The sequence below is a fragment of the Vibrio sp. R11-SG3-ISO9 genome (genome assembly GCF_059834255.1).
In genome coordinates, this window is the sequence record NZ_JCBDGU010000039.1 from 60,538 (window position 1) to 79,090 (window position 18,553).

Sequence of the window (18,553 nt, forward strand, 5' to 3'; positions counted from 1 at the left end):
GCGCTCGATGAGCGCCTTTTTGAGTTTTTGGCAGAAGCGATTACTTCTTACGGCAGAACTCGGCGATCACGTACATAGACTGACCACCGTTTGTTTTACCAGAAACCAGTTTAGGGTCGTCACCAACGCTGATGCCACGGATAACTGTACCTTGCTTAATTACTTGGTTAGTACCTTTAACTGGCAGGTCTTTGATTACCGTTACGTCGTCACCTTTTCTCAGTTCAACGCCGTTGCAATCAAGAGGCTTATCATCAGCAGACATGCCGATTTGAGCCCAAACAGAAGTCTCTTCTTCCATGTACATCATGTCTAGTGCGTCTTGCGCCCAGCTTTCTGTGTTTAGACGCGTTAGTTGGCGCCATGCTGTTACTTGTACAGGTGGCTCTTGGCTCCACATGCTGTCTGTTAGACAACGCCAGTGGTTGATGTCTTTAGGATCGTCAATCTCACCAAGACACTTGTCACATACCATGATGCCGTGGTCTACCGTAACGTGGCTGTGTGGTGGTACTGCGTATGCAGTAAGAGAAGAATCAGAACCACATAGTTCACATTTAGATTGGCAGCGTTCTAGCATAGTTGCTTCAGAAGACATAATGGACTCACATTTATTAGGTGTTAATTTACGGGGCTATTATCCACTTTATTTAATAGAATGAAAGGCCTCGTACGGTATTCTGTCTTGATTAATTTTAGCTGAGATCAATCGAAGTGCTTTAATTCTATATGCAAACGATTTTTCGAGAGACGAAGTAGGAGAGTTCCAAATAAAAATGCCAGCGGTTAGGCTGGCATTTTGGGTTAAGGTTAGACTTAATGTTACTCTAAAACTGAAGCTGCATTTGAAACAGAATCTAACTTGTTATCAAGTAGGAAATCCACAGCTTGTGTTTGCATCGCTGCGTGATGAGCTGCATCCAAAGGTAATGGTTGCGTGTCGTCTTGTGGGATAACAAACGTGCTGTGTGCCGCTGTGTTATTAAACTTCACAAAATCTTTAACGCCATCTGGTGTTACACTACTCGCGTCAACTACTTTTAAACCAAGTTTTGTTGCTAGTGGTGTTGTTCCGGCAAATGGAGCTGTAGCTACTGAGTTCGGCACAGTGTCATCGTCTTGTGCTTGGCCCATGTAAACAGGAAGTACAGGTGAACCTGCATTTAGTAAATGATCCGCATTAGTAAACGGGTCGATCGTGTCTAACAGAGTTTGTGCAGCATACGCAAACTGTTGAAACGCCGCTTCCATCTGTGCTTTTTGAACAGCTGTCGCGCCTTGTTCGAAAGTTTCGTAACACTGCTTATCTGTCAAACTTCCACAAGCTGCCGTAGCAAATGCCACATATTCTGATGATGCGCCTAATGCTACATTGTGCTTGATTTGTGGACCAAACTCAGTAGAACCAAGAAGAAGGTTGGAAATCTGTCCGCCTGAGTTTTCAATTGCCGCAGCACTAAAGTTGTACAGAGCATCAGCTGTTGCACTACCTAACGTACGATTAGATGAGGCGACTGCAGTAGTGCCTACAATACCACCTAATGAATGCCCCAAGAACTTAACTTGAGATCCTGTGGTTAGGTCGAAGCCTTTTAGCGGTGATGCACCTAACAAATTAGCTTGTGATGACACAGCAAGAGATGCACGTAAGCCCATTACGTCGAGAGCACTTTGACGTACATTATCGCGTGCTACCGGTAAGTTGGTTAGGTTTAAATATGCAAGTACGTTTGCGTTCGCAGAACGTGCATCGTCTAAGCTACGAGTACCATGAATCGGTAAATCGATAGCCAATACTGCTAGACCCGCTTGCGCCAAGTTATAAGCAAAGGCATAAGCATTTTCTTTAGCTGACGTAATACCGTGTTGATAAATCACGACATTTGTAGGATCTGAGCCATTTGGTGTGAACAGCAGAAACTCAACAGTCTCTAAAGATTTAACTTGTGGTACTGGCGAGTACTTAGTGATGACTCTTTCACTATCAAGTGGAGTGCCGTCTACTAGCGTTAAATCTAAGCCTATAAGTTTAAGTTGTTCAGTTTGGCTCGTAGCGAGTAGAGTAGGATCAATGCCAGCCGCCATAAGTTGTGCAACCATATTGGCTTGTTCTGCACTATTACCCAAGGCTCCAGAAACTTTAGCTAGGCTCGGCATCGCTGATTCGAATGGCTGAGAATTCCAATTCGCCGCCCCTTTTTCTAGATAATGCGGTAGCTGAACAAAGCCTTCACTGACGTCTACACTGGCTCCGGAAGCAGCGTACATTGTGTTGATCGCGCCTTTTGCTAAGGCAATCGCTGTAGCATCACCACCGCCAATGTACTTGTCAAAATCTGCATCTTCGTCTAGCGCAGTAGTAAACTCTTTCGTCGAAACAAACTGCATTCCATATGCCGTAGATAGGTCTACGCCATCAGCTTTTGCACTTCCTTTCCATACATCATTGAGCCCGGTACCGCCTAGGCCCGTTGCCGTGGCTCCTTTAGTAGCGAATAGCGTGTCACCGATAGATTGGGTAGTAAACCAAGTTGAATAGATGATGTCTTGCGTATCAAGTGTAATCGCACCTGCGGCATTGGCGCCGGCAAAAATTTGTTCGACACCACGTGTGACTTGTTGCGCTTGAGCCAAGCTACCTTCTGTGTAGGTGGTGGCCATTGATTTTAGCGCAGCATAGCTTGCTGACATGCCAACTGGATCGCCATTAACGTCTGTCAATTCGTTAGACAGAGCCAACACGTATTCACTTGATGCATCGAGAGAGTCATTAAAAAAGATCGTAAACGTGTCCGATGCGGCGCTAGATAACACATTGAAATCAGTGCCTAGCGTCAGTACTTGTGTGACAGTAGGTGCTGTTGCAGATGTTAATGAACCGCTAAGTTTAAGTAGGTAGACACCTGCAGCAGCAGCGCCGTCGGCTAAGCCTGCGCCTTCAAAGTTCATGATGATTGGCATTGAGGTTGACCAACCATCCATAGTGTTCATAGCTGCTAGTGGATTGGTTAGCGCATCGTTGCCACTTGTCGGTAATCCTAAAGTACCATCAGTACTATCCATTAAAGCAAAACTAGGTAGGGGAACCGAAGTATTTGCCCCAGACAAGTGGAACTTAATATTCGTCGCTTGAGCTAACGAGTCTTGAATGTGTTGTTCGTATTGCGGTGTCGTTGAAGCACCTGAGCTGGATGTATCGTCGCCACAGCCAGCAAGAATAATGGCTGACGCCAAGACTGAAACTTTAAATAACTTTTTCATAGCATCATTCCATTAGTTGAAGGTGTAGTTTAGTTGAACGGCAGATAGGTAAGCTGTACCTTCCGCGCTGAATGAAAGGTCTTGGCCTAATTTGTTAGTCTCGGTGAAGTCACCTTCTTTACTCTGAACAATCGCAAAGCCTGCATCAAGAGTTAGGTCTGGGTTGATAGCGTAAGTCAGGCCTGCGCTATACCAATAACGATCACTATCAGGGATACTCAGCGTTGCTTCACCAGCTTGCTCGTCGTAGGCAAAACCTGCACGAAGTGTCCACTGTTGGTTAAGTGTGTAAGTCGCACCTAAAGAGTAGCGATTGTTGTCGTCGTATTTTTCTGACTTTTGGAAACATTGCCCAGCAATACCGTCATTACAGTCAGGGCTTGTTGCTTTAAGTTCTTTAAAGCTGCTCCAGTGTGTCTGCTGCCAACCGTAGTGGACTGCCCATTGGTCATTCAGCTGATGGAACGCTGAAACTTCGATGATCGAAGGTAGGGTAATTTGAAGTCGACCTGTTGTTTTGGTCGCACTGCCTTGTACGATTCCGCCTGTATAATCGGTGAACTCACCATCATCAAAGTCAAGGTCGACTTCAGAGCGGTAAGCTATCGAGAAGCGGTTGTTCTCGTTAAGTTCATATAGGCCGCCGATATTCCAACCGAAAGCGAATGTTTCCCCGGTCATCTGAATTAATTTTTGAGATGCAGGGTTACCTGTGATGTTAGAAATAGCACCTTCATGTCGGTTTAATTCCGCATGTGCATAGACGACATTGACGCCGCCACCAACGCTTATTTGCTCGTTTACACGATAAGCAAGGTTAGGGTTGAGGTTGACAGACACTAGCGCTGTATCACCTGCAAGATCACCGGCATAAATATCATCTGGATAATCGGTTGCAACACCGTAGTTAGTGAACATGCCGATACCCCAAGCCCATTTGTCATTTATCGGGCTGATGTAGTAAGCCGCCGGTACGATTTGCAATGGTGCAACGTCATCCGACGATTGGCTTTGCCCACCTGAACCGGGTACGTCGTTTTGCGTAACATTAACTTCCGGGTCAACGATAGACACTGCGCCTGAAAATTGTGCTTTATCAAAAAGGGTCATGGCAGCAGGGTTACGTGCTAATACGCTGGCGTTATCTGCCACGGCACCTTCGCCTGAAAATGAACGTCCCAAACCTGATGCTGAGTGTTCTGCAACTTGGAATCCGGCAGCTAAAGAGTTACAAGCGACCAGCACTGACAGTGAAACGAGAGAGCGTTGTACTGTTTTCATTTAAACCCTCCTAGGGCATTTATTTCTTTCTTATACGTGAAAACAAACATGAGCGACCATGCTAAATGTTAAGCATATGTTAAGGTTATGTTTTACGAAAAGTCAAAGGAAGAACAAATATTTTGTGAAGTTATATTTATTAGATGCGGGACTCTAACATTGATTATATAAATACTATCAATACATTATCCAAGGTAAGAGGTGTGACCAGAGTATTTTTGAGCATTAACTGAACGATAAGAAAGATATTGTATATTTTTTAACATATCTGAATCTGTTTACCGGAATCACTGAACTGGGCATAATACGCACCACTTGTTTAATCATTAATTTTGGATAACAAATTGCAGTTACTCGCAGTAGATTTCCTCGGGAAAACGCTTCGTCTAGAAGGCTCGATGGCCGGTTGGCAACAGTTGTTTTGGAATAACACCTTGGTCTCTCAACTTGATGCAACATCAGAAGCGGAAGATTCACGTACGCATCAATTTCAGCTTCAAGCCGGTGAGCAAGTTCTGACTTGCCAGTTGGATGTTAAAGTCCAATGGCAACCGTTTGATATGGAATATCGCGCTACGGTGAATGAAGAGGTGGTTAGCCAAGGTGCTCGCAATACCAAAGACATTGAACAGCAAGTACCAGAAATTGCACCTAAGGCAGAAAAGCGTTTTAGTCTGATTGGTTTAGTTTCTTTAGGTATGAAAGCCCTAAAGAGCGCCAAGTTGATCAAAGTGGTTTTGGCTTCCGCAAGTTTAGCGGCGTACTCTTGGCTTTTCTCAATTCAATTTGCCTTGGCATTAATAGCGTGCCTTATGTTTCATGAATACGGCCATATTCGTGCGATGAAATACTTTGGTATGAAAACAAAAGGAATCTACCTGATCCCATTTTTAGGTGGTCTCGCGTTGTCTGATGAGAAGATCAACACGCGTTGGCAAGATGTGGTTATCTCCATTATGGGGCCGTTCTTTGGTCTGATTTTATCCCTGATTTTTACGGTGTTGTATTGGGTGACAGGAGAGATTTTCTTCGCGGGTCTCGCCGTGTTCAATGCTCTACTCAACTTATTCAACCTGCTACCAATCTTGCCTCTCGATGGCGGCCACGTGCTTAAAAGCATCAGCTTTTCGATGAATAGTCTATTGGGCATTATTTTGTGTGCTGCTGCAGCCGTTGGTGGTGTGATACTGAGCTATCAGCTCAATTTAACCTTGTTTGGTTTCTTGTTGATTATGGGGAGTATAGAAATTCTGATTGAATGGCGAGGGCGTCATCACAGTCATTTACTACCGCTTGATCGCTATGGTCAGATCATTTCAGCGGTTTGGTATGTGGGGTTGGTAAGTGGGCTAATTGGTGTTATTTGGTATTTTGCATCAACAGGCGATCAACTACTGAGTTTACCGTTGCAAATTCTAGGTACCTAATCGCGTAAACTGCTTACATTAGTACTCCAATAGAAAAGCCCTAGGTTGCAAAACTTAGGGCTTTTGCGTTATTTCAAAGCTCGTTTTTAGACCTTACAGTTTGGTCTCTGCACATTAGATTGAGGTAAAGTGGTGATTGTCGCACGGAGATCTTGAATACGAGTGCTGTGTGAAGGGTGAGTAGAGAGCAACTCTGGAGGTTGGTTTCCGCCCGACGCCTTGGCCATGTTCTGCCACAAATTCACACTTTGGTTCGGATCGAAGCCTGCATCTGCCATGTATCGCAAGCCCACAATGTCAGCTTCTGACTCTTGGGTACGTCCGTAAGGAAGAATCACACCGTATTGAACGCCTAAACCGAGCGCTGCCATAGTCATCCCTTGATATTGAGCGTATTCGGAAGCACCAAGGGCGGCACTGGTTATCGACAACCCAGTATTGGCAAGTTGTGTTTGGGAAAGACGTTCATTACTATGGTCGGCGATGACGTGCGCGATCTCATGGCCAATCACTGTTGCGAGTTGATCTTGATTAACAGCAACCTTTAATAGACCTGTGTATACGCCGATTTTGCCCCCTGGAAGAGCGAATGCGTTAACTTGGTCACTCTCGAAAACAACGACTTCCCACTCGTCAAAGCCTTGTTTAGGAATATGTTTGGTGATGCTGTTGGTCACGCACTGAACGTAAGCGTTTGTTTTGGCATCTTGACTGATTTTTTGCTGTTGCTTCATCTGCTCAAATGATTGAGCACCGAGCTGCGACATATCTTGGTCTGAGAATAGCAAGATTTGGTTTCGCCCTGTAGGAGAAGAGCTACATGCTGTGATACCAGCAAGAGTGAGAAGTGAAGCGAACTTCGTCCATGACGTCATACATTATCCTCTGTGTATTGCCGTTTTTATGCATGTTAACATCAACTTGCGTGATAGCTAATAGCTGAGCGATAACAATCACGACTTACCCATAATTATAACAATGAATAGGAACATGATATGTCTATCTGGAAAAAGCCCATAGACCTCGACATCATCAATGCGACATCTAAGAATACCTTAATCGAACACCTCAATATCGTATACACAGAGGTGAACGACAACTCTTTGGTTGCGACCATGCCCGTTTGTCATTTTACTCATCAGCCTCTTGGTATGCTTCATGGGGGCGCATCGGTTGTTTTAGCGGAAACTTTGGGTTCTTTAGCTGCGAATTTCTGTGTATCAGATGGGTACTTTTGTGTTGGATTAGATATCAATGCCAACCACGTGCGTTCAATGCGTGAAGGTCATGTGATTGGTAAGGCAGAGCCGATTCACTTAGGCGCTTCGACTCAGGTTTGGCAGATTAATATTACCGATGAGCGTGAGCGTTTGGTCTGCTCTAGTCGCTTAACCATTGCAGTGAAAAAACACAAACGTTAGTCACTTAAGTTAATTAGAGTATTTATGGTTATTACATTCAGTGGTGGAAAGATCATTGCCACACCTCATGAGCTAGTTGTTCGATTAGACGGAGAGCACCGCGTTACATTGCAAGCGCAAGTTGATGCGATTCAATTGATCGGAAAAGGGGCAAATGTCGTCTCTGCCAATGGATCGGAGTGCAAATGGTCGATTAAGCTAGACGACGAACAGCAGTTAAGAGATGTCGCAAATGAAATTGGCTGCGATATTCTTTAACTATCCTCTATCTTGCACGATAACTCACTGATAAGACATTTAAGGGGCTCTCAATTGAGCTCCTTTTTAATACATAACGTTTAAGACAATACCTTGTAAATTCATTAGGTATTTGTTGATTTCAGTTACTAAAATAAGGAAACTGAAACCAATTCTAATTAGTTGATATTTCCTCTTTATGAGCAGCCCAAGATTACGAGTCCAGTTTGAAACCTTGTTTGAGTACTTTGACGGTAAAGACTCAGAAGTCCAATTAGATGACATTACCGACGTACTTTGTTGTACGCGTCGTAATGCGCGGATGGTTCTGAACAAGCTCGAAGAAGAGAACTGGATTGAGTGGCAACCCGCTGCGGGTAGGGGAAAACAGTCTAAGCTGATCTTCAAACAGAACAGAAACGATGTGAGTGAAACCCTTGCACGTCGTTATCTTGAAGACGGGAAAATCGGACAAGCACTGAATGTGCTAGATAGAGATGCGGCCAAACTCACCCAAGTGATACAGAACTACTTAGGTGTGCAATATCAAGAAGGCGAGCAGGTGATTCGTCTACCGTATTACCGCCCTCTATCAATGCTTAACCCTGCTAAATCTATGCGTCGTTCAGAGCAGCACATTGCGCGTCAGGTGTTCAGTGGTTTAACAAGGCTTGATGACAACGATCAACTGCAACCAGACCTTGCTCATTCGTGGCAGAAGGTTCAAGACGACCATTGGCGTTTCTTCATCCGTCCGGGTGTTCGTTTTCATAATGGCGAGTTGCTTCAAACCTGCCATATTGTTGAGACACTCGATTCATTAGAGAGCTTAAACATGTTCTCGCATATCAAGCGCGTGGAATCTCCAGCTAACTGTGTGGTTGATGTCTACCTGACTCGTCCAGATAAGTATTTTCCTCTAGCTCTGACCGAGTCGATTGCCAAAGTCACCTTGCCCGTAAGTTTGCGTGGCGATGATTATGATATTCGTCCGATTGGTACCGGACCTTATCGCGTTGAAAAGAATGATGATCAACAATTGATACTTCATGCCTTTGATGGATATTTTGGGTTCCGACCACTGATAGATAGAGTGGAAGTCTGGGTAGTCGATGAAGCATACTCTTCGATGGTTTATCCTAGCCTCTCAAAGCCAGTGATGGCTGATCGTGGAGATAGTGATGAGGTTGAGTTGGATCCGGGTTGTACCTATCTATTGCTTAACCGTCAGAAGGGCATTGCCAAAAATCCACTCTGGGCAGAGTTTCTCTCTAACGCGCTAAATGCAGCCGACCTGTTTACTCATATTCCCAAAGAGACTGTCATTGATCTTGGCGTCCTACACGCCTATGGGCTCAAGCCGGGTTGGTACGATGTAAAACTCGCTCCTCCCGTTTGTCCGCAATCTTCAACAAAGCCAGTAATTAAGATTGCCTTTCAGCGCCAGCATCCGATGTTTCCAACCTTGGCACACGCTATTGAAGCCGTACTAAAACAATATAGAGTTGGAGTTGAGCTGTTTGGTTACGACATGGATCCGCCACACGCAGATGATGTCGATATTTGGATTAACCCGATGGGAATCGCCAACAATCGCGATGATGCACTGGTTGGTTGGCTAATGGATTATAGCTTTATTGAAGAGTCGAGCCCGTTGGATGAATTTGATCAGTGGTGCACCATGGTTGAACAGTGGCGTGCCGGTGAATATGAAACATTCCCAGCTCGTCAGCTTGGCAAGAAACTGGTTCATAGCAATCAATTGATACCTATGTTTCACTGCTGGTTAGGTGTGAACAAAGATCAGTGCGGAACCTTACAAAATGCCAAGTGTAATGCGTTAGGTTGGTTCGATTTTAGTCAGGTTTGGAATAAGCCGGACCTTAGTTAAAGGCACACTATGTCTACTGTTTTTCTAGCGCTCGTTACACTCATTGCTTTTGCTGCTAACTCCGTACTGTGTCGATGGGCACTTGCGGACAATAGTATCGACCCTTTGAGTTTCTCCTTGATTCGTATTGTCTCCGGTGCAATCACCTTAATACTCATTTACTGGGCTGTGACTCGCTCAAAACAGCAACTTGCTGGTGGAGAAAATAATCAGTCATCGAAATGGAAGGGCAATCCAATTTCAATTGGCGCTTTGCTCGTCTATATGTTTGGTTTTTCTTATGCGTATGTCGCGCTCGGAGCCGGTTTAGGCGCCTTAATCTTGTTTGTGATGGTCCAACTGACTATGGTGGTGGCGCACTTGATTCAAGCGAGAGGCATGTCGTTACTAGAGTGGTTTGGTTGTGCGATTGCAATTAGTGGTTTAGTTATACTGCTTTGGCCTGATAACCAACAACACGCTTTAGATTTTAAAGCGGCACTGCTTATGATGTTGGCAGGCATAGGTTGGGGGTGTTATACCTTGGCTGGGCGTAAAGTGAATGATCCACTGCATGCTACCATGATCAACTTTAGCTATGCAGGGCTGGCATCTCTTGTGCTGCTTATTGTGGTTTCATTCAATGAAGTGATGTCTGACTCGATGTTTATGGACAGCTCTGGTGTCACTTATGCTCTATTGTCTGGTGTTTTTGCTTCTGCAATGGGCTACACGCTCTGGTATCAAGTGGTGAAAAAACTCAGTACATTGACGGCATCTGTGGCGCAGTTAAGTGTGCCCATCATTGCGACTCTCGGTGGTGTTGTATTCTTATCCGAACCCATCACGCTACAGTTTGTTATTGCATCCGGCATTATCTTTGTCGGTATCGCAGCGGTAATCTTTGCTCCTAAAAACAGTTAATCCCAATTATTTATGGCTAAACCTAACAAGAAACAACCAAGCAAAACGGTTCAGGTTTTCTGTGCCAAGTGTAAGGCGCAACTCTTCAAGTACCGAAAAGGTGGCAAAGGAGCGTTGGTAAAATGCTTTAAGGAAAGGATCGTTGAAGACTACACCACAACGCCATGCCATTGCCCCGGCTGTAAGATTGAATTCGCCAGAGATACGTTAGTGAGAGGAACGCCTGCGTTTAAGATGATAGGCGGAAAGGTCACTATGAAATAAGAGATAGAAAACACAAAGGAGCACTATGAAGTGCTCCTTTGTTTTAGTTTGAATTATCAAAGCCTGTTTGATGACATCTATGCTTTTGGCTTACTTACTCGGCCTTGTAGCTTCATGATTATCAACGCAACGATAGCGCCTGATGTGTCACACAGCATGTCTTTTTGAGCGTCCCAAATGTCACCTTGCGAGCCTAAAAATGCGATGCCTTCATCTCCACCAGCTAATTCCGCGTACCACCACTCAATGATTTCATAACCGGCTGCCACACTCATAATCGCAAATAGAGAGAACCAAACTGCGACAATCGGTGACGATAGCTTCTTGCGAATCAGGTATTCAGCTAGCGGGTAGGCGTATAGCCCTATAGAGAAGTGAGCAACACGGTCGAAGTTATTACGCTCAGATCCGATCAATGTATTAAACCAATCAAAAGGTACTTCTGCGAAGGTGTATTTGGCACCGATCGTATGAAGAGCTAACCAGATAAACATCAAAACATATGCAGTGTTTGAGAAGGTTAGCTTGCGTGAAAACCACCAGATACCCGCCAAAATGCCAATGGCTGGAATAATCTCTGCTATCCAGACTGCTCTTGATGAGGGCTCAATTGCAGAAAATAGAAAAACGGCTAGATAGGCTGCAGACAGTATTAAGAGGGAGCGATTACGGCTCAGAGCAGTGGGCAAAGGTTCAGTCGTGGTGGTCATAAGTGGTCCTCGTCAATAATTGAGTATGTTGTCATAATATTGAACAGTGTACAATTGATTTTCACTTTACAAAATATGTTGAAAAAGCGGGTTAACGCCCAGTATCTAGACAAACGATTGCTAGAGTTTCACAAAAGTTTGATTTACGACAAAGCGCCCCCTAAAATCCCCGTTCACTACATACATAACTAGAAAGAAAGCCATGAAACTGGAAACTGTCGATTATCTTGCTGACGATGCAGCAGAGCAATTTGTTCGCTCACTACGTGAAACCGGCTTCGGTGTTCTAAAGAACCACCCGATCCCTAAAGAACTCGTAGAATCTATCTATGAAAATTGGTACCAATTCTTCATGACAGAAGAGAAGAACGATTTTCAGTTTAATGTTGATACACAAGACGGATACTTTCCACCTTCTGTTTCAGAAGTCGCTAAAGGACACAGCGTTAAAGACATTAAAGAGTATTTTCACGTTTACCCTTGGGGTCAAATCCCTGAGCAGCTAAAAGAGCAGATCCTAGATTACTATGCGCGCGCAAACGCATTTGCTCAAGAGCTATTGGGTTGGGTTGAAGCTCACGCTCCAAAAGAAGTGCAAGAGAAGTTCTCTGTAGCACTATCTGAAATGATCAACGGTAGCGAGCAGACTCTGCTTCGTGTTCTACATTACCCACCAATGCAGGGTGATGAAGAGCCGGGTGCAATCCGCGCTGCTGCTCATGAAGACATCAACCTACTAACAGTTCTTCCTGCAGCTAATGAGCCGGGTCTACAAGTGAAAACTAAAGACGACCAATGGCTAGATGTGCCTTGTGATTTCGGTAACCTGATCATTAATATCGGTGACATGCTTCAAGAAGCATCAGGTGGTTACTTCCCATCGACAACGCACCGTGTAATTAACCCAACAGGTGAGCGCCAAGAGAAGTCTCGCATTTCATTGCCTCTTTTCCTACACCCTAAACCAGAAGTGGTGTTGTCTGAGAAGTACACAGCGAATGAATACCTAATGGAACGTTTACGCGAGCTAGGTGTTATCTAAGCAAGCCTGATTCCATAACAAGTTTAAAGCCAGCATTTCGCTGGCTTTTTTGTATTTCAATGACGGCTAACTATTTGACTAGCAGTTCAATTTCAAAGAGTTATTGATTTAGTATTATTGGGCTCAATCGTTGAAACTTTTGGTTAAAGCCTCGACAAATCAGCAATGATGGCTTTCAATATATATATGAACCAATCTGCATTATAAAACTGGCTCCATACTATGTTAGAACAACAAGACGTGAGTGCACCTTTTCAGACTCATATGGAAAATCCATTGCTTTGGCCGATCATGGAGGTACTGAAGAAGCAACCTCGGGGCTGGAAGGTTCATACGCTTGCGACGCATCTAAACGAGCTCGGTTTAGTTCCTATCTTGGACCCGAAACCAGAAAAGGATCTCTTTAAGAAGAACTTCTTAATTATGAACGCTTTGTATCAATTACAAGAGACTTTGTTCCCAGAAAGCTGGTTACAGGTACAGGCGATGGATATAGAGCTGATGCATGGCCGTTATTACGCCAATGGACATGCAATCGATCCAGAAGATCCTTTACGAGATTATTACGTGCATTGGGAAAATTACGAAGCCGATGAAGGTGAGGTGAAAAGACTCTTGAATGAGTTTTGGACTCGCTATCGTAAGTTTGTCGGTGGAGAAGATATTGGTGACATGGACAGAGGCAAAGCACTTTCGTTGTTTGAATTGCCAATGGATGCGTCACCAGCTGAAATTCGTAAGCGATGGAGAAAACTCGCATTGCGTTGGCACCCTGATAGAGAAGATGGGAATAGTGATCAGTTTCGAGTCTTGTGTGAAGCGTGGAATGTCTTAAGACACTAATATTCAATATGTTATAGATAAAAAAATAGTGCGCTGAACGCACTATTTTTTATTGAGCTTAGTGATCAAAAATCGCTGAATCGGTCTGCCAGTTAGCGAATTAATTAGATGGCTTGAACTGAGACTTACGCATACGGTTCAAAGCAGCCATGATATCGAGAGTTCTTGGCTTCGCTAGATCACCGTAATTCGGCATGTTCGCGTGCCAGTCTTTATCCAGCATAGCGTTAAACTCTTTCGCTGGGTTGTTTGACCAACCTGGTAGCTGTGCAAACTGGAACCATGCCCAACCAATCGCGTTAACTTCTGATGCAGACTCTAGTTGTTCAAGTGCTGATAAATCGGTGAATTCTTTGCCAAAGCGCAGCGAATCTTTGCCTTTCGCGTTCACTCGGAATTTGCCATCAGACAGAATGTTCATTAGAGACGCACGGTTTAGTGAGCGTGGTACGAACATTTCAAGTGCTGTTTCACACTCGTTGTGACGTTGGGTAGGGTGCTGCGCAATCACTTCTTTCGCTTTTTCAGTCACATCTACTGCTTGGTAGTCGTGCATTTGGATAACCGTGTCTGCAACGTCTAGGTAATCACCAGAACCACCCATAACAACAATGGTAGAAACGTTCATTTCATCACGTAGCTGACCAATACGATCAACAAGTGGCGTAATTGGCTCGTCACCTTTCGTAACTAGCGCCTGCATACGCTCATCGCGGATCATAAAGTTGGTTGCAGAGGTGTCTTCATCGATCAGTAGCGTTTGGACACCTGCTTCAATAGATTCTTGTAGCCATGCTGCTTGAGATGTTGAACCAGAAGCATCTTGAGTCGTAAAGTCTGAAGTGTCTTTCTGCATTGGTAGGTGATTGATGTAGTTCGATAGGTTCAAGCTATGGACACAACGACCATCCTCGGCGCGAATCTTCATTGTATCTAGCGCGGTAACAATACCTTCACGACCATCGCCTGGAATGTGATTGTAGATAGAGCGCTCAACGGCATTAAGTAGTGTTGACTTACCGTGGAAGCCACCACCCACAATCAAAGTAATACCTTTAGGAATACCTAGGCCTTTTACTTCACCGCGATTAGGTGTTTTTAGTGTCACAGAGAGAGATTCAGGAGCCTCAAACGCGACAGCATCTTTCATTGGTAGGTCACAGTTACCTGCAATACGTGGCAAAACACTACCGTTGGAAACGAAAGCTGCTAGGTTATGTTCATCAAGCTGCGAGCGAAGTGCTTCTTGATCTTCGATGGTTTGGCAGTGTTCAATCAGCGCGTCAAAGTCTAGTTCACGTTCTAGTGTTGCACGGCGAATAAACTTAGGCAGATAGAACGTAATAATGTTGTTTGCTTTCTTCGCTAGAATACTGCGACCATCAGCTGGCAGGTTAATGCGGAAACGGATTTCGATACCGTGCTCAGTGAACAGTACCGCTGTGCTATCAAGGACCGTTTGACCAGTCAACGCGATCGAAATGCTTGATTCTTGCTTAGCAAATTCAGCAAAGCTACGCGCAATAAAGTCACGTGCGGCGATTTGATATACGTGTGATTTGTCTTTCAGCCACTCTAAACCCGTCAGCGACCAAGCGCGCGTAGCGCGAAAGCGAGAAGGGGACGCATACGGGTCACCTTGAATGTGATCGATGTGAAGTTCAAAGTCAGCAAAGTCGTATTGACCCTTGATTTGTTGATATGCACGGTAGTTTTGTTTTTCGAGCTTTTTGAGCTTTGCAGTCAACTGATCCATAACGAGAAATGCCTTAATTGGAGAAAGATACAAATAGAAAGGCGGCGATTATAAAAATCACCACCTATAGAGTAAAGGGAAAGTCGGAGTAAATTGCAAAGTATCGGTAATTTACGTCACTAATCTTCCCATGTGAGCGTGGATTGGTGAGTAAATGATCCAATTAGGCGTATCGACTGCTGTTTGGGTAGTTTTGGTCAGCTAAGTTATGCTCGAACTCTTGGCATGTCATTGGCCTACCGTAGAGATATCCCTGTCCGATATCGCAACCTTCTTGAATGATGAACTGCTCTTGTTCTTCGTTCTCTATACCTTCAATCGCTACTTGGAGGTCGAGCTTTTTGGCAATTTGAACAATAGAGCGAACGATTTCAGTATCGTCTTCTGAGTTATGCATTTGGTCGATAAAGCTTTTATCTACTTTGATAGCATCAAATGGGAACTTCTTGAGATATCCAAAGGATGCGTAGCCGGTACCAAAGTCATCAAGTGACAATGTCACGCCTAGGTCATGCAATGATTCTAATGTATTCTTAGCAATAACCTCATCGGCAATTAAACCACTCTCAGTCACTTCTAGCTCAAGGAATCGAGCAGGTAGGTGATAGGTTTCAAGCAGGTGGACGATTTGCTCATAGAACTGAACGTTCTTTAATTGTACCGCCGAAACATTTATCGCCATTTTAAAGTCGTCAACATACTCAGACCACTCTTTGGCTTTTTCTATGGCCGAACGAAGCACGAAGTTTCCGACTTCAAAGATCAACCCGTTTTGCTCTGCCATATGAATAAGGGTTTCATTGGAAATATCCCCAAGAACAGGGTGACGCCAGCGAAGAAGTGCTTCAGCTCCAACCCACTTATGTGTCATTGGTGACACTTTCGGTTGGAAGTAGAGCATAAGGTCGTCATTGCGCACCGCCTGAAGCAGATAACCTTCAATCTTATTAAGGTGGATTTGATCGTCGTTGTACGCTTGCGAATAAAAGCAGTATTTTTGTCCTGAGTCTTTACAGGCCAACATGGCTGCGGAGGCTTTTTTGAGGGCTGTTTCTGCGTTGTCTTCACTCTCGGTGATAGATAAGCCGATAAACGCGTGTAGATGAATTTTGTCTCTGCCTATGGAAAACTCTGAGTGCCCAACTTGAACCAGTTGTTCACAAAGTGTATCTAGGTGCGAATGTAATCCTTCTGTCGTGTATGCGAGGGCTAAATCGACCGAGGTGGGCCTTCCTGTCAGCACTTCGATACCTTCAATTGTCGATAGCTTACGTCGATACTCTACTAACACATCATCGAAAGCTTGATAGCCATAACGAGCTTGAATTCGTCTACCGTTGGTAAACCCTATATGTACAACAGCAAAAGGCTGGTTGTTTAACTTGAGCTCATTGGACATGCGCAGGTTTAATCGAGATTCGAATGCATTACGGTTAAGGAAGCCCGTGCCTAGGTCGTGATTCTTTTGGTAATTGATCTTCTGTTCAGCGGCTTTGCGTTTGTCGATCTCAAGGTTGAGTGAATAGTTAAGGCTGGCCAGATCTTGGGTTCGCGTATGGACTCTAGATTTTAGCTCTTTATTCAACTTAGAAAGTTTGGCATTTTGATAGAGTGTCTGGAGCTGCGACTCAATGGATAGTTTAAAACTCTCGAGTAGCTGGATGTAAGTTGGTGTGTAGTGGTTCTCTTTGCTATCGAGAATACAGATGGTGCCGAATACCTCGCCATTGGGCCAAAGCAGAGGGATACCACAATACGAGATCATCCCCAGTTCGACATCAGGATTATTTTTCCATGCAGGATCTTTAGTCGCATCGGGAACAACCAATCGCCTGTTCGACTTCATTACCGTTTCACAATAAAGGCCGTGCCCTAACTCTTCAGAGTCTCCAACTTTGTATGGATTGCCATTGGATTTACTGGTTGAAAAAACTTCAATTGATGAGGGGTGTACTCGCATGATTAGCGCTGCGGGTACGTGCGTTATGTTCGCCAGTAAGTCCACGATGTTTTGCCATCCGACTTTCATGTCACTGGGAATATCTAAATCGAGCGTTTTGATCTTTTTCATAAGACTCCATGTCATTGTCACCAGACGAACCACTTCCTGTGATTTCGTCTCTCTGTCGATGTTATATGCACCTAGAGATGTAATGAAACTGTTAATTTGAGTATAGGTAGGTTACATAAAAAAGCCTCAGCAATTTGCTAGAGGCTTTCAAAACTGAATCTAAGTCTCATACCTGAGAAACAAAGACATTATGGCTTGAGATTTATAAAATCTTCTGTTTTTAAAGGCTGAGTGTAATCAATTCCTGAGTACTCAAAACCGTTGAGTTGCATGAACTCCTGTTTGAAACCAGCATAATCACCAATTTGGGCAAAGTTGGTTTCGTTCATTGCTTGAAGAAGCTCTGAAACATGAGATTGAGTTTCTGGCTCTAACTCCCAGTCATCCATTCGAATCAAACGCTCACCATCGAGTGGAACCTTATTTTGACCATAGAGCTTAGTGCTGAATAGACGTTGCATTTGCTGGATACACGTCTCATGCGTGCCTTTCTCTTTCATTACTTGATAAAGAGCCAGTAGATAAGGGCTTAAACCCGGGATGAAGACACTTGCTTTGGTGACTAGTGCTTTACAAACAGTCGCGTATGCGCCCCCGCTAAAGTTCGCCATTTCGAGGTTAAGCGCATGGCTCGCTTGATGAAGGTCGATCTTCGCACGACCTAAAGTGCCATCAAGGTAAATTGGGTGTGTTACTTCAGGGCCCACATAAGAGAAGGCGATGGTTTTACATCCTTCTGCAATGGATTCGGAGTTAATCAGTTCATCGACCCATTGGCTCCAATCTTCACCACCCATGACTTTGAGCGTGCTTTCAGCTTCTTCTTCCGTCGCAGCTTCCAGTGTGGTGGTGTTCCAGCTGCCATCTTCAAGAGAAATGGTGTTTCCTGTGACGCTTTGGCCGATTGGCTTAATAGCAGAGCGCCAGAACTCGTCAGTATTAGCTTTAGGGCGTACACCAGCAGCAAGGCTGTAGATGATTAGATCAACTTCGCCTTCGAAGTACGTTTCAATGGCTTCAACGACTTGTGAGCGAGTTTCTTTGGAGAAAGCATCACCAACGATGTTTATCGCTTTGCGACCTTCACGTTTGGCTTCCTGCTTGAAATAGATATTGTTGTACCAGCCGGCGCTGCCTAGGGATTTCTCATTAGGACCACGTTCAAAAGATACACCGATCGTGTCGGCCTGCGCTCCGCCAAAGGTGAGGGCGATTCTGGCGGCAAGGCCGAAGCCTGAAGATGCCCCAATAATCAATACACGCTTAGGTCCATTTTTTATCTGCGGGGCACTTTTTACGAATTCAATTTGCTGTTTGACGGCTTGCTGGCAGCCAAGAGGGTGCGCATTTTTGGCAACGACACCCTTTATAACGGGTTTTATTATCATAAATAACCTTACACTTAACGCTGTTATGAACTCACGTTAACGTAAAGCTATGTAAAAA

Annotated in this window: 16 protein-coding genes; 8 read left to right on the forward strand and 8 right to left on the reverse strand. The window is 44.5% G+C overall.

Translation table 11 applies throughout. The features are described from left to right. Nucleotides 1-40: 40 nt before the first annotated feature. The 3 genes from AC6R05_RS12630 to AC6R05_RS12640 all read right to left on the reverse strand — a co-directional run bounded on the left by AC6R05_RS12630 (nt 41) and on the right by AC6R05_RS12640 (nt 4,542). Nucleotides 41-598 (reverse strand): PhnA domain-containing protein, encoded by a 558-nt coding sequence (locus tag AC6R05_RS12630; protein ID WP_500647559.1) that lies wholly within the window; start codon nt 596-598, stop codon nt 41-43. Between the two features lie 224 nt (nt 599-822). Then, nucleotides 823-3,261, reverse strand: a complete 2,439-nt coding sequence (locus AC6R05_RS12635; protein ID WP_500647560.1) for a VolA/Pla-1 family phospholipase — start codon at nt 3,259-3,261, stop codon at nt 823-825. A gap of 12 nt (nt 3,262-3,273) precedes the next feature. Continuing rightward, nucleotides 3,274-4,542, reverse strand: coding sequence for a porin (locus AC6R05_RS12640; protein ID WP_500647561.1), 1,269 nt, complete (start codon nt 4,540-4,542; stop codon nt 3,274-3,276). Between the two features lie 344 nt (nt 4,543-4,886). Here AC6R05_RS12640 and AC6R05_RS12645 point away from each other — a divergent pair, with 344 nt between their 5' ends. Further along, nucleotides 4,887-5,969, forward strand: a complete 1,083-nt coding sequence (locus AC6R05_RS12645) for a site-2 protease family protein (RefSeq protein WP_500647562.1) — start codon at nt 4,887-4,889, stop codon at nt 5,967-5,969. Nucleotides 5,970-6,055: 86 nt separating this feature from the next. On the opposite strand, the gene AC6R05_RS12650 is transcribed toward AC6R05_RS12645, so the two are convergent. Next, nucleotides 6,056-6,844 (reverse strand): M48 family metallopeptidase, encoded by a 789-nt coding sequence (locus AC6R05_RS12650; RefSeq protein ID WP_500647563.1) that lies wholly within the window; start codon nt 6,842-6,844, stop codon nt 6,056-6,058. A gap of 120 nt (nt 6,845-6,964) precedes the next feature. On the opposite strand from AC6R05_RS12650, the gene AC6R05_RS12655 reads away from it, so the two are divergent. The 5 genes from AC6R05_RS12655 to AC6R05_RS12675 all read left to right on the forward strand — a co-directional run bounded on the left by AC6R05_RS12655 (nt 6,965) and on the right by AC6R05_RS12675 (nt 10,685). After that, nucleotides 6,965-7,390, forward strand: a complete 426-nt coding sequence (locus AC6R05_RS12655; RefSeq protein ID WP_032552569.1) for a hotdog fold thioesterase — start codon at nt 6,965-6,967, stop codon at nt 7,388-7,390. A 24-nt stretch (nt 7,391-7,414) separates the two neighbouring features. Next, nucleotides 7,415-7,648 (forward strand): DUF3389 domain-containing protein, encoded by a 234-nt coding sequence (locus AC6R05_RS12660; RefSeq protein ID WP_500647564.1) that lies wholly within the window; start codon nt 7,415-7,417, stop codon nt 7,646-7,648. Between the two features lie 178 nt (nt 7,649-7,826). Continuing rightward, nucleotides 7,827-9,518 carry an SgrR family transcriptional regulator gene (locus tag AC6R05_RS12665; protein ID WP_500647565.1) on the forward strand — a complete coding sequence of 564 codons (1,692 nt, stop codon included), beginning with the start codon at nt 7,827-7,829 and terminating at the stop codon, nt 9,516-9,518. A 9-nt stretch (nt 9,519-9,527) separates the two neighbouring features. Continuing rightward, the gene (locus AC6R05_RS12670) at nt 9,528-10,421 is read left to right on the forward strand and encodes a DMT family transporter (RefSeq protein ID WP_500647566.1); all 894 of its coding nucleotides are present in this window, start codon (nt 9,528-9,530) and stop codon (nt 10,419-10,421) included. 12 nt (nt 10,422-10,433) lie between these two features. Next, nucleotides 10,434-10,685: a hypothetical protein gene (locus AC6R05_RS12675; RefSeq protein ID WP_500647567.1), complete on the forward strand. Its 252-nt coding sequence runs from the start codon at nt 10,434-10,436 to the stop codon at nt 10,683-10,685. A 77-nt stretch (nt 10,686-10,762) separates the two neighbouring features. On the opposite strand, the gene AC6R05_RS12680 is transcribed toward AC6R05_RS12675, so the two are convergent. Then, nucleotides 10,763-11,395, reverse strand: a complete 633-nt coding sequence (locus tag AC6R05_RS12680; RefSeq protein WP_500647568.1) for a DUF2238 domain-containing protein — start codon at nt 11,393-11,395, stop codon at nt 10,763-10,765. 202 nt (nt 11,396-11,597) lie between these two features. Here AC6R05_RS12680 and AC6R05_RS12685 point away from each other — a divergent pair, with 202 nt between their 5' ends. Continuing rightward, a complete protein-coding gene (locus tag AC6R05_RS12685; protein WP_032552564.1) occupies nt 11,598-12,437 on the forward strand; it encodes an isopenicillin N synthase family dioxygenase in 840 nt (279 codons plus the stop codon). A gap of 222 nt (nt 12,438-12,659) precedes the next feature. Continuing rightward, a complete protein-coding gene (locus AC6R05_RS12690) occupies nt 12,660-13,280 on the forward strand; it encodes a DNA-J related domain-containing protein (protein ID WP_500647569.1) in 621 nt (206 codons plus the stop codon). A 100-nt stretch (nt 13,281-13,380) separates the two neighbouring features. On the opposite strand, the gene AC6R05_RS12695 is transcribed toward AC6R05_RS12690, so the two are convergent. The 3 genes from AC6R05_RS12695 to fabV all read right to left on the reverse strand — a co-directional run bounded on the left by AC6R05_RS12695 (nt 13,381) and on the right by fabV (nt 18,495). After that, the gene (locus tag AC6R05_RS12695; RefSeq protein ID WP_500647570.1) at nt 13,381-15,036 is read right to left on the reverse strand and encodes a P-loop domain-containing protein; all 1,656 of its coding nucleotides are present in this window, start codon (nt 15,034-15,036) and stop codon (nt 13,381-13,383) included. Between the two features lie 163 nt (nt 15,037-15,199). Continuing rightward, entirely contained in the window at nt 15,200-17,107 is a 1,908-nt protein-coding gene (locus AC6R05_RS12700) for a sensor domain-containing phosphodiesterase (RefSeq protein WP_500647571.1), read from the reverse strand. A gap of 188 nt (nt 17,108-17,295) precedes the next feature. Next, nucleotides 17,296-18,495: an enoyl-ACP reductase FabV gene (fabV, locus tag AC6R05_RS12705; protein WP_500647572.1), complete on the reverse strand. Its 1,200-nt coding sequence runs from the start codon at nt 18,493-18,495 to the stop codon at nt 17,296-17,298. Nucleotides 18,496-18,553 lie beyond the last annotated feature (58 nt).

Bases quoted from the DNA above. Each gene is read 5' to 3' on its own strand.
- AC6R05_RS12630 (WP_500647559.1), bottom strand. From the start codon at position 598: ATGTCTTCTGAAGCAACTATGCTAGAACGCTGCCAATCTAAATGTGAA.
- AC6R05_RS12635 (WP_500647560.1), bottom strand. From the start codon at position 3,261: ATGAAAAAGTTATTTAAAGTTTCAGTCTTGGCGTCAGCCATTATTCTT.
- AC6R05_RS12640 (WP_500647561.1), bottom strand. From the start codon at position 4,542: ATGAAAACAGTACAACGCTCTCTCGTTTCACTGTCAGTGCTGGTCGCT.
- AC6R05_RS12650 (WP_500647563.1), bottom strand. From the start codon at position 6,844: ATGACGTCATGGACGAAGTTCGCTTCACTTCTCACTCTTGCTGGTATC.
- AC6R05_RS12655 (WP_032552569.1), top strand. From the start codon at position 6,965: ATGTCTATCTGGAAAAAGCCCATAGACCTCGACATCATCAATGCGACA.
- AC6R05_RS12660 (WP_500647564.1), top strand. From the start codon at position 7,415: ATGGTTATTACATTCAGTGGTGGAAAGATCATTGCCACACCTCATGAG.
- AC6R05_RS12665 (WP_500647565.1), top strand. From the start codon at position 7,827: ATGAGCAGCCCAAGATTACGAGTCCAGTTTGAAACCTTGTTTGAGTAC.
- AC6R05_RS12670 (WP_500647566.1), top strand. From the start codon at position 9,528: ATGTCTACTGTTTTTCTAGCGCTCGTTACACTCATTGCTTTTGCTGCT.
- AC6R05_RS12675 (WP_500647567.1), top strand. From the start codon at position 10,434: ATGGCTAAACCTAACAAGAAACAACCAAGCAAAACGGTTCAGGTTTTC.
- AC6R05_RS12680 (WP_500647568.1), bottom strand. From the start codon at position 11,395: ATGACCACCACGACTGAACCTTTGCCCACTGCTCTGAGCCGTAATCGC.
- AC6R05_RS12685 (WP_032552564.1), top strand. From the start codon at position 11,598: ATGAAACTGGAAACTGTCGATTATCTTGCTGACGATGCAGCAGAGCAA.
- AC6R05_RS12690 (WP_500647569.1), top strand. From the start codon at position 12,660: ATGTTAGAACAACAAGACGTGAGTGCACCTTTTCAGACTCATATGGAA.
- AC6R05_RS12695 (WP_500647570.1), bottom strand. From the start codon at position 15,036: ATGGATCAGTTGACTGCAAAGCTCAAAAAGCTCGAAAAACAAAACTAC.
- AC6R05_RS12700 (WP_500647571.1), bottom strand. From the start codon at position 17,107: ATGAAAAAGATCAAAACGCTCGATTTAGATATTCCCAGTGACATGAAA.
- fabV (WP_500647572.1), bottom strand. From the start codon at position 18,495: ATGATAATAAAACCCGTTATAAAGGGTGTCGTTGCCAAAAATGCGCAC.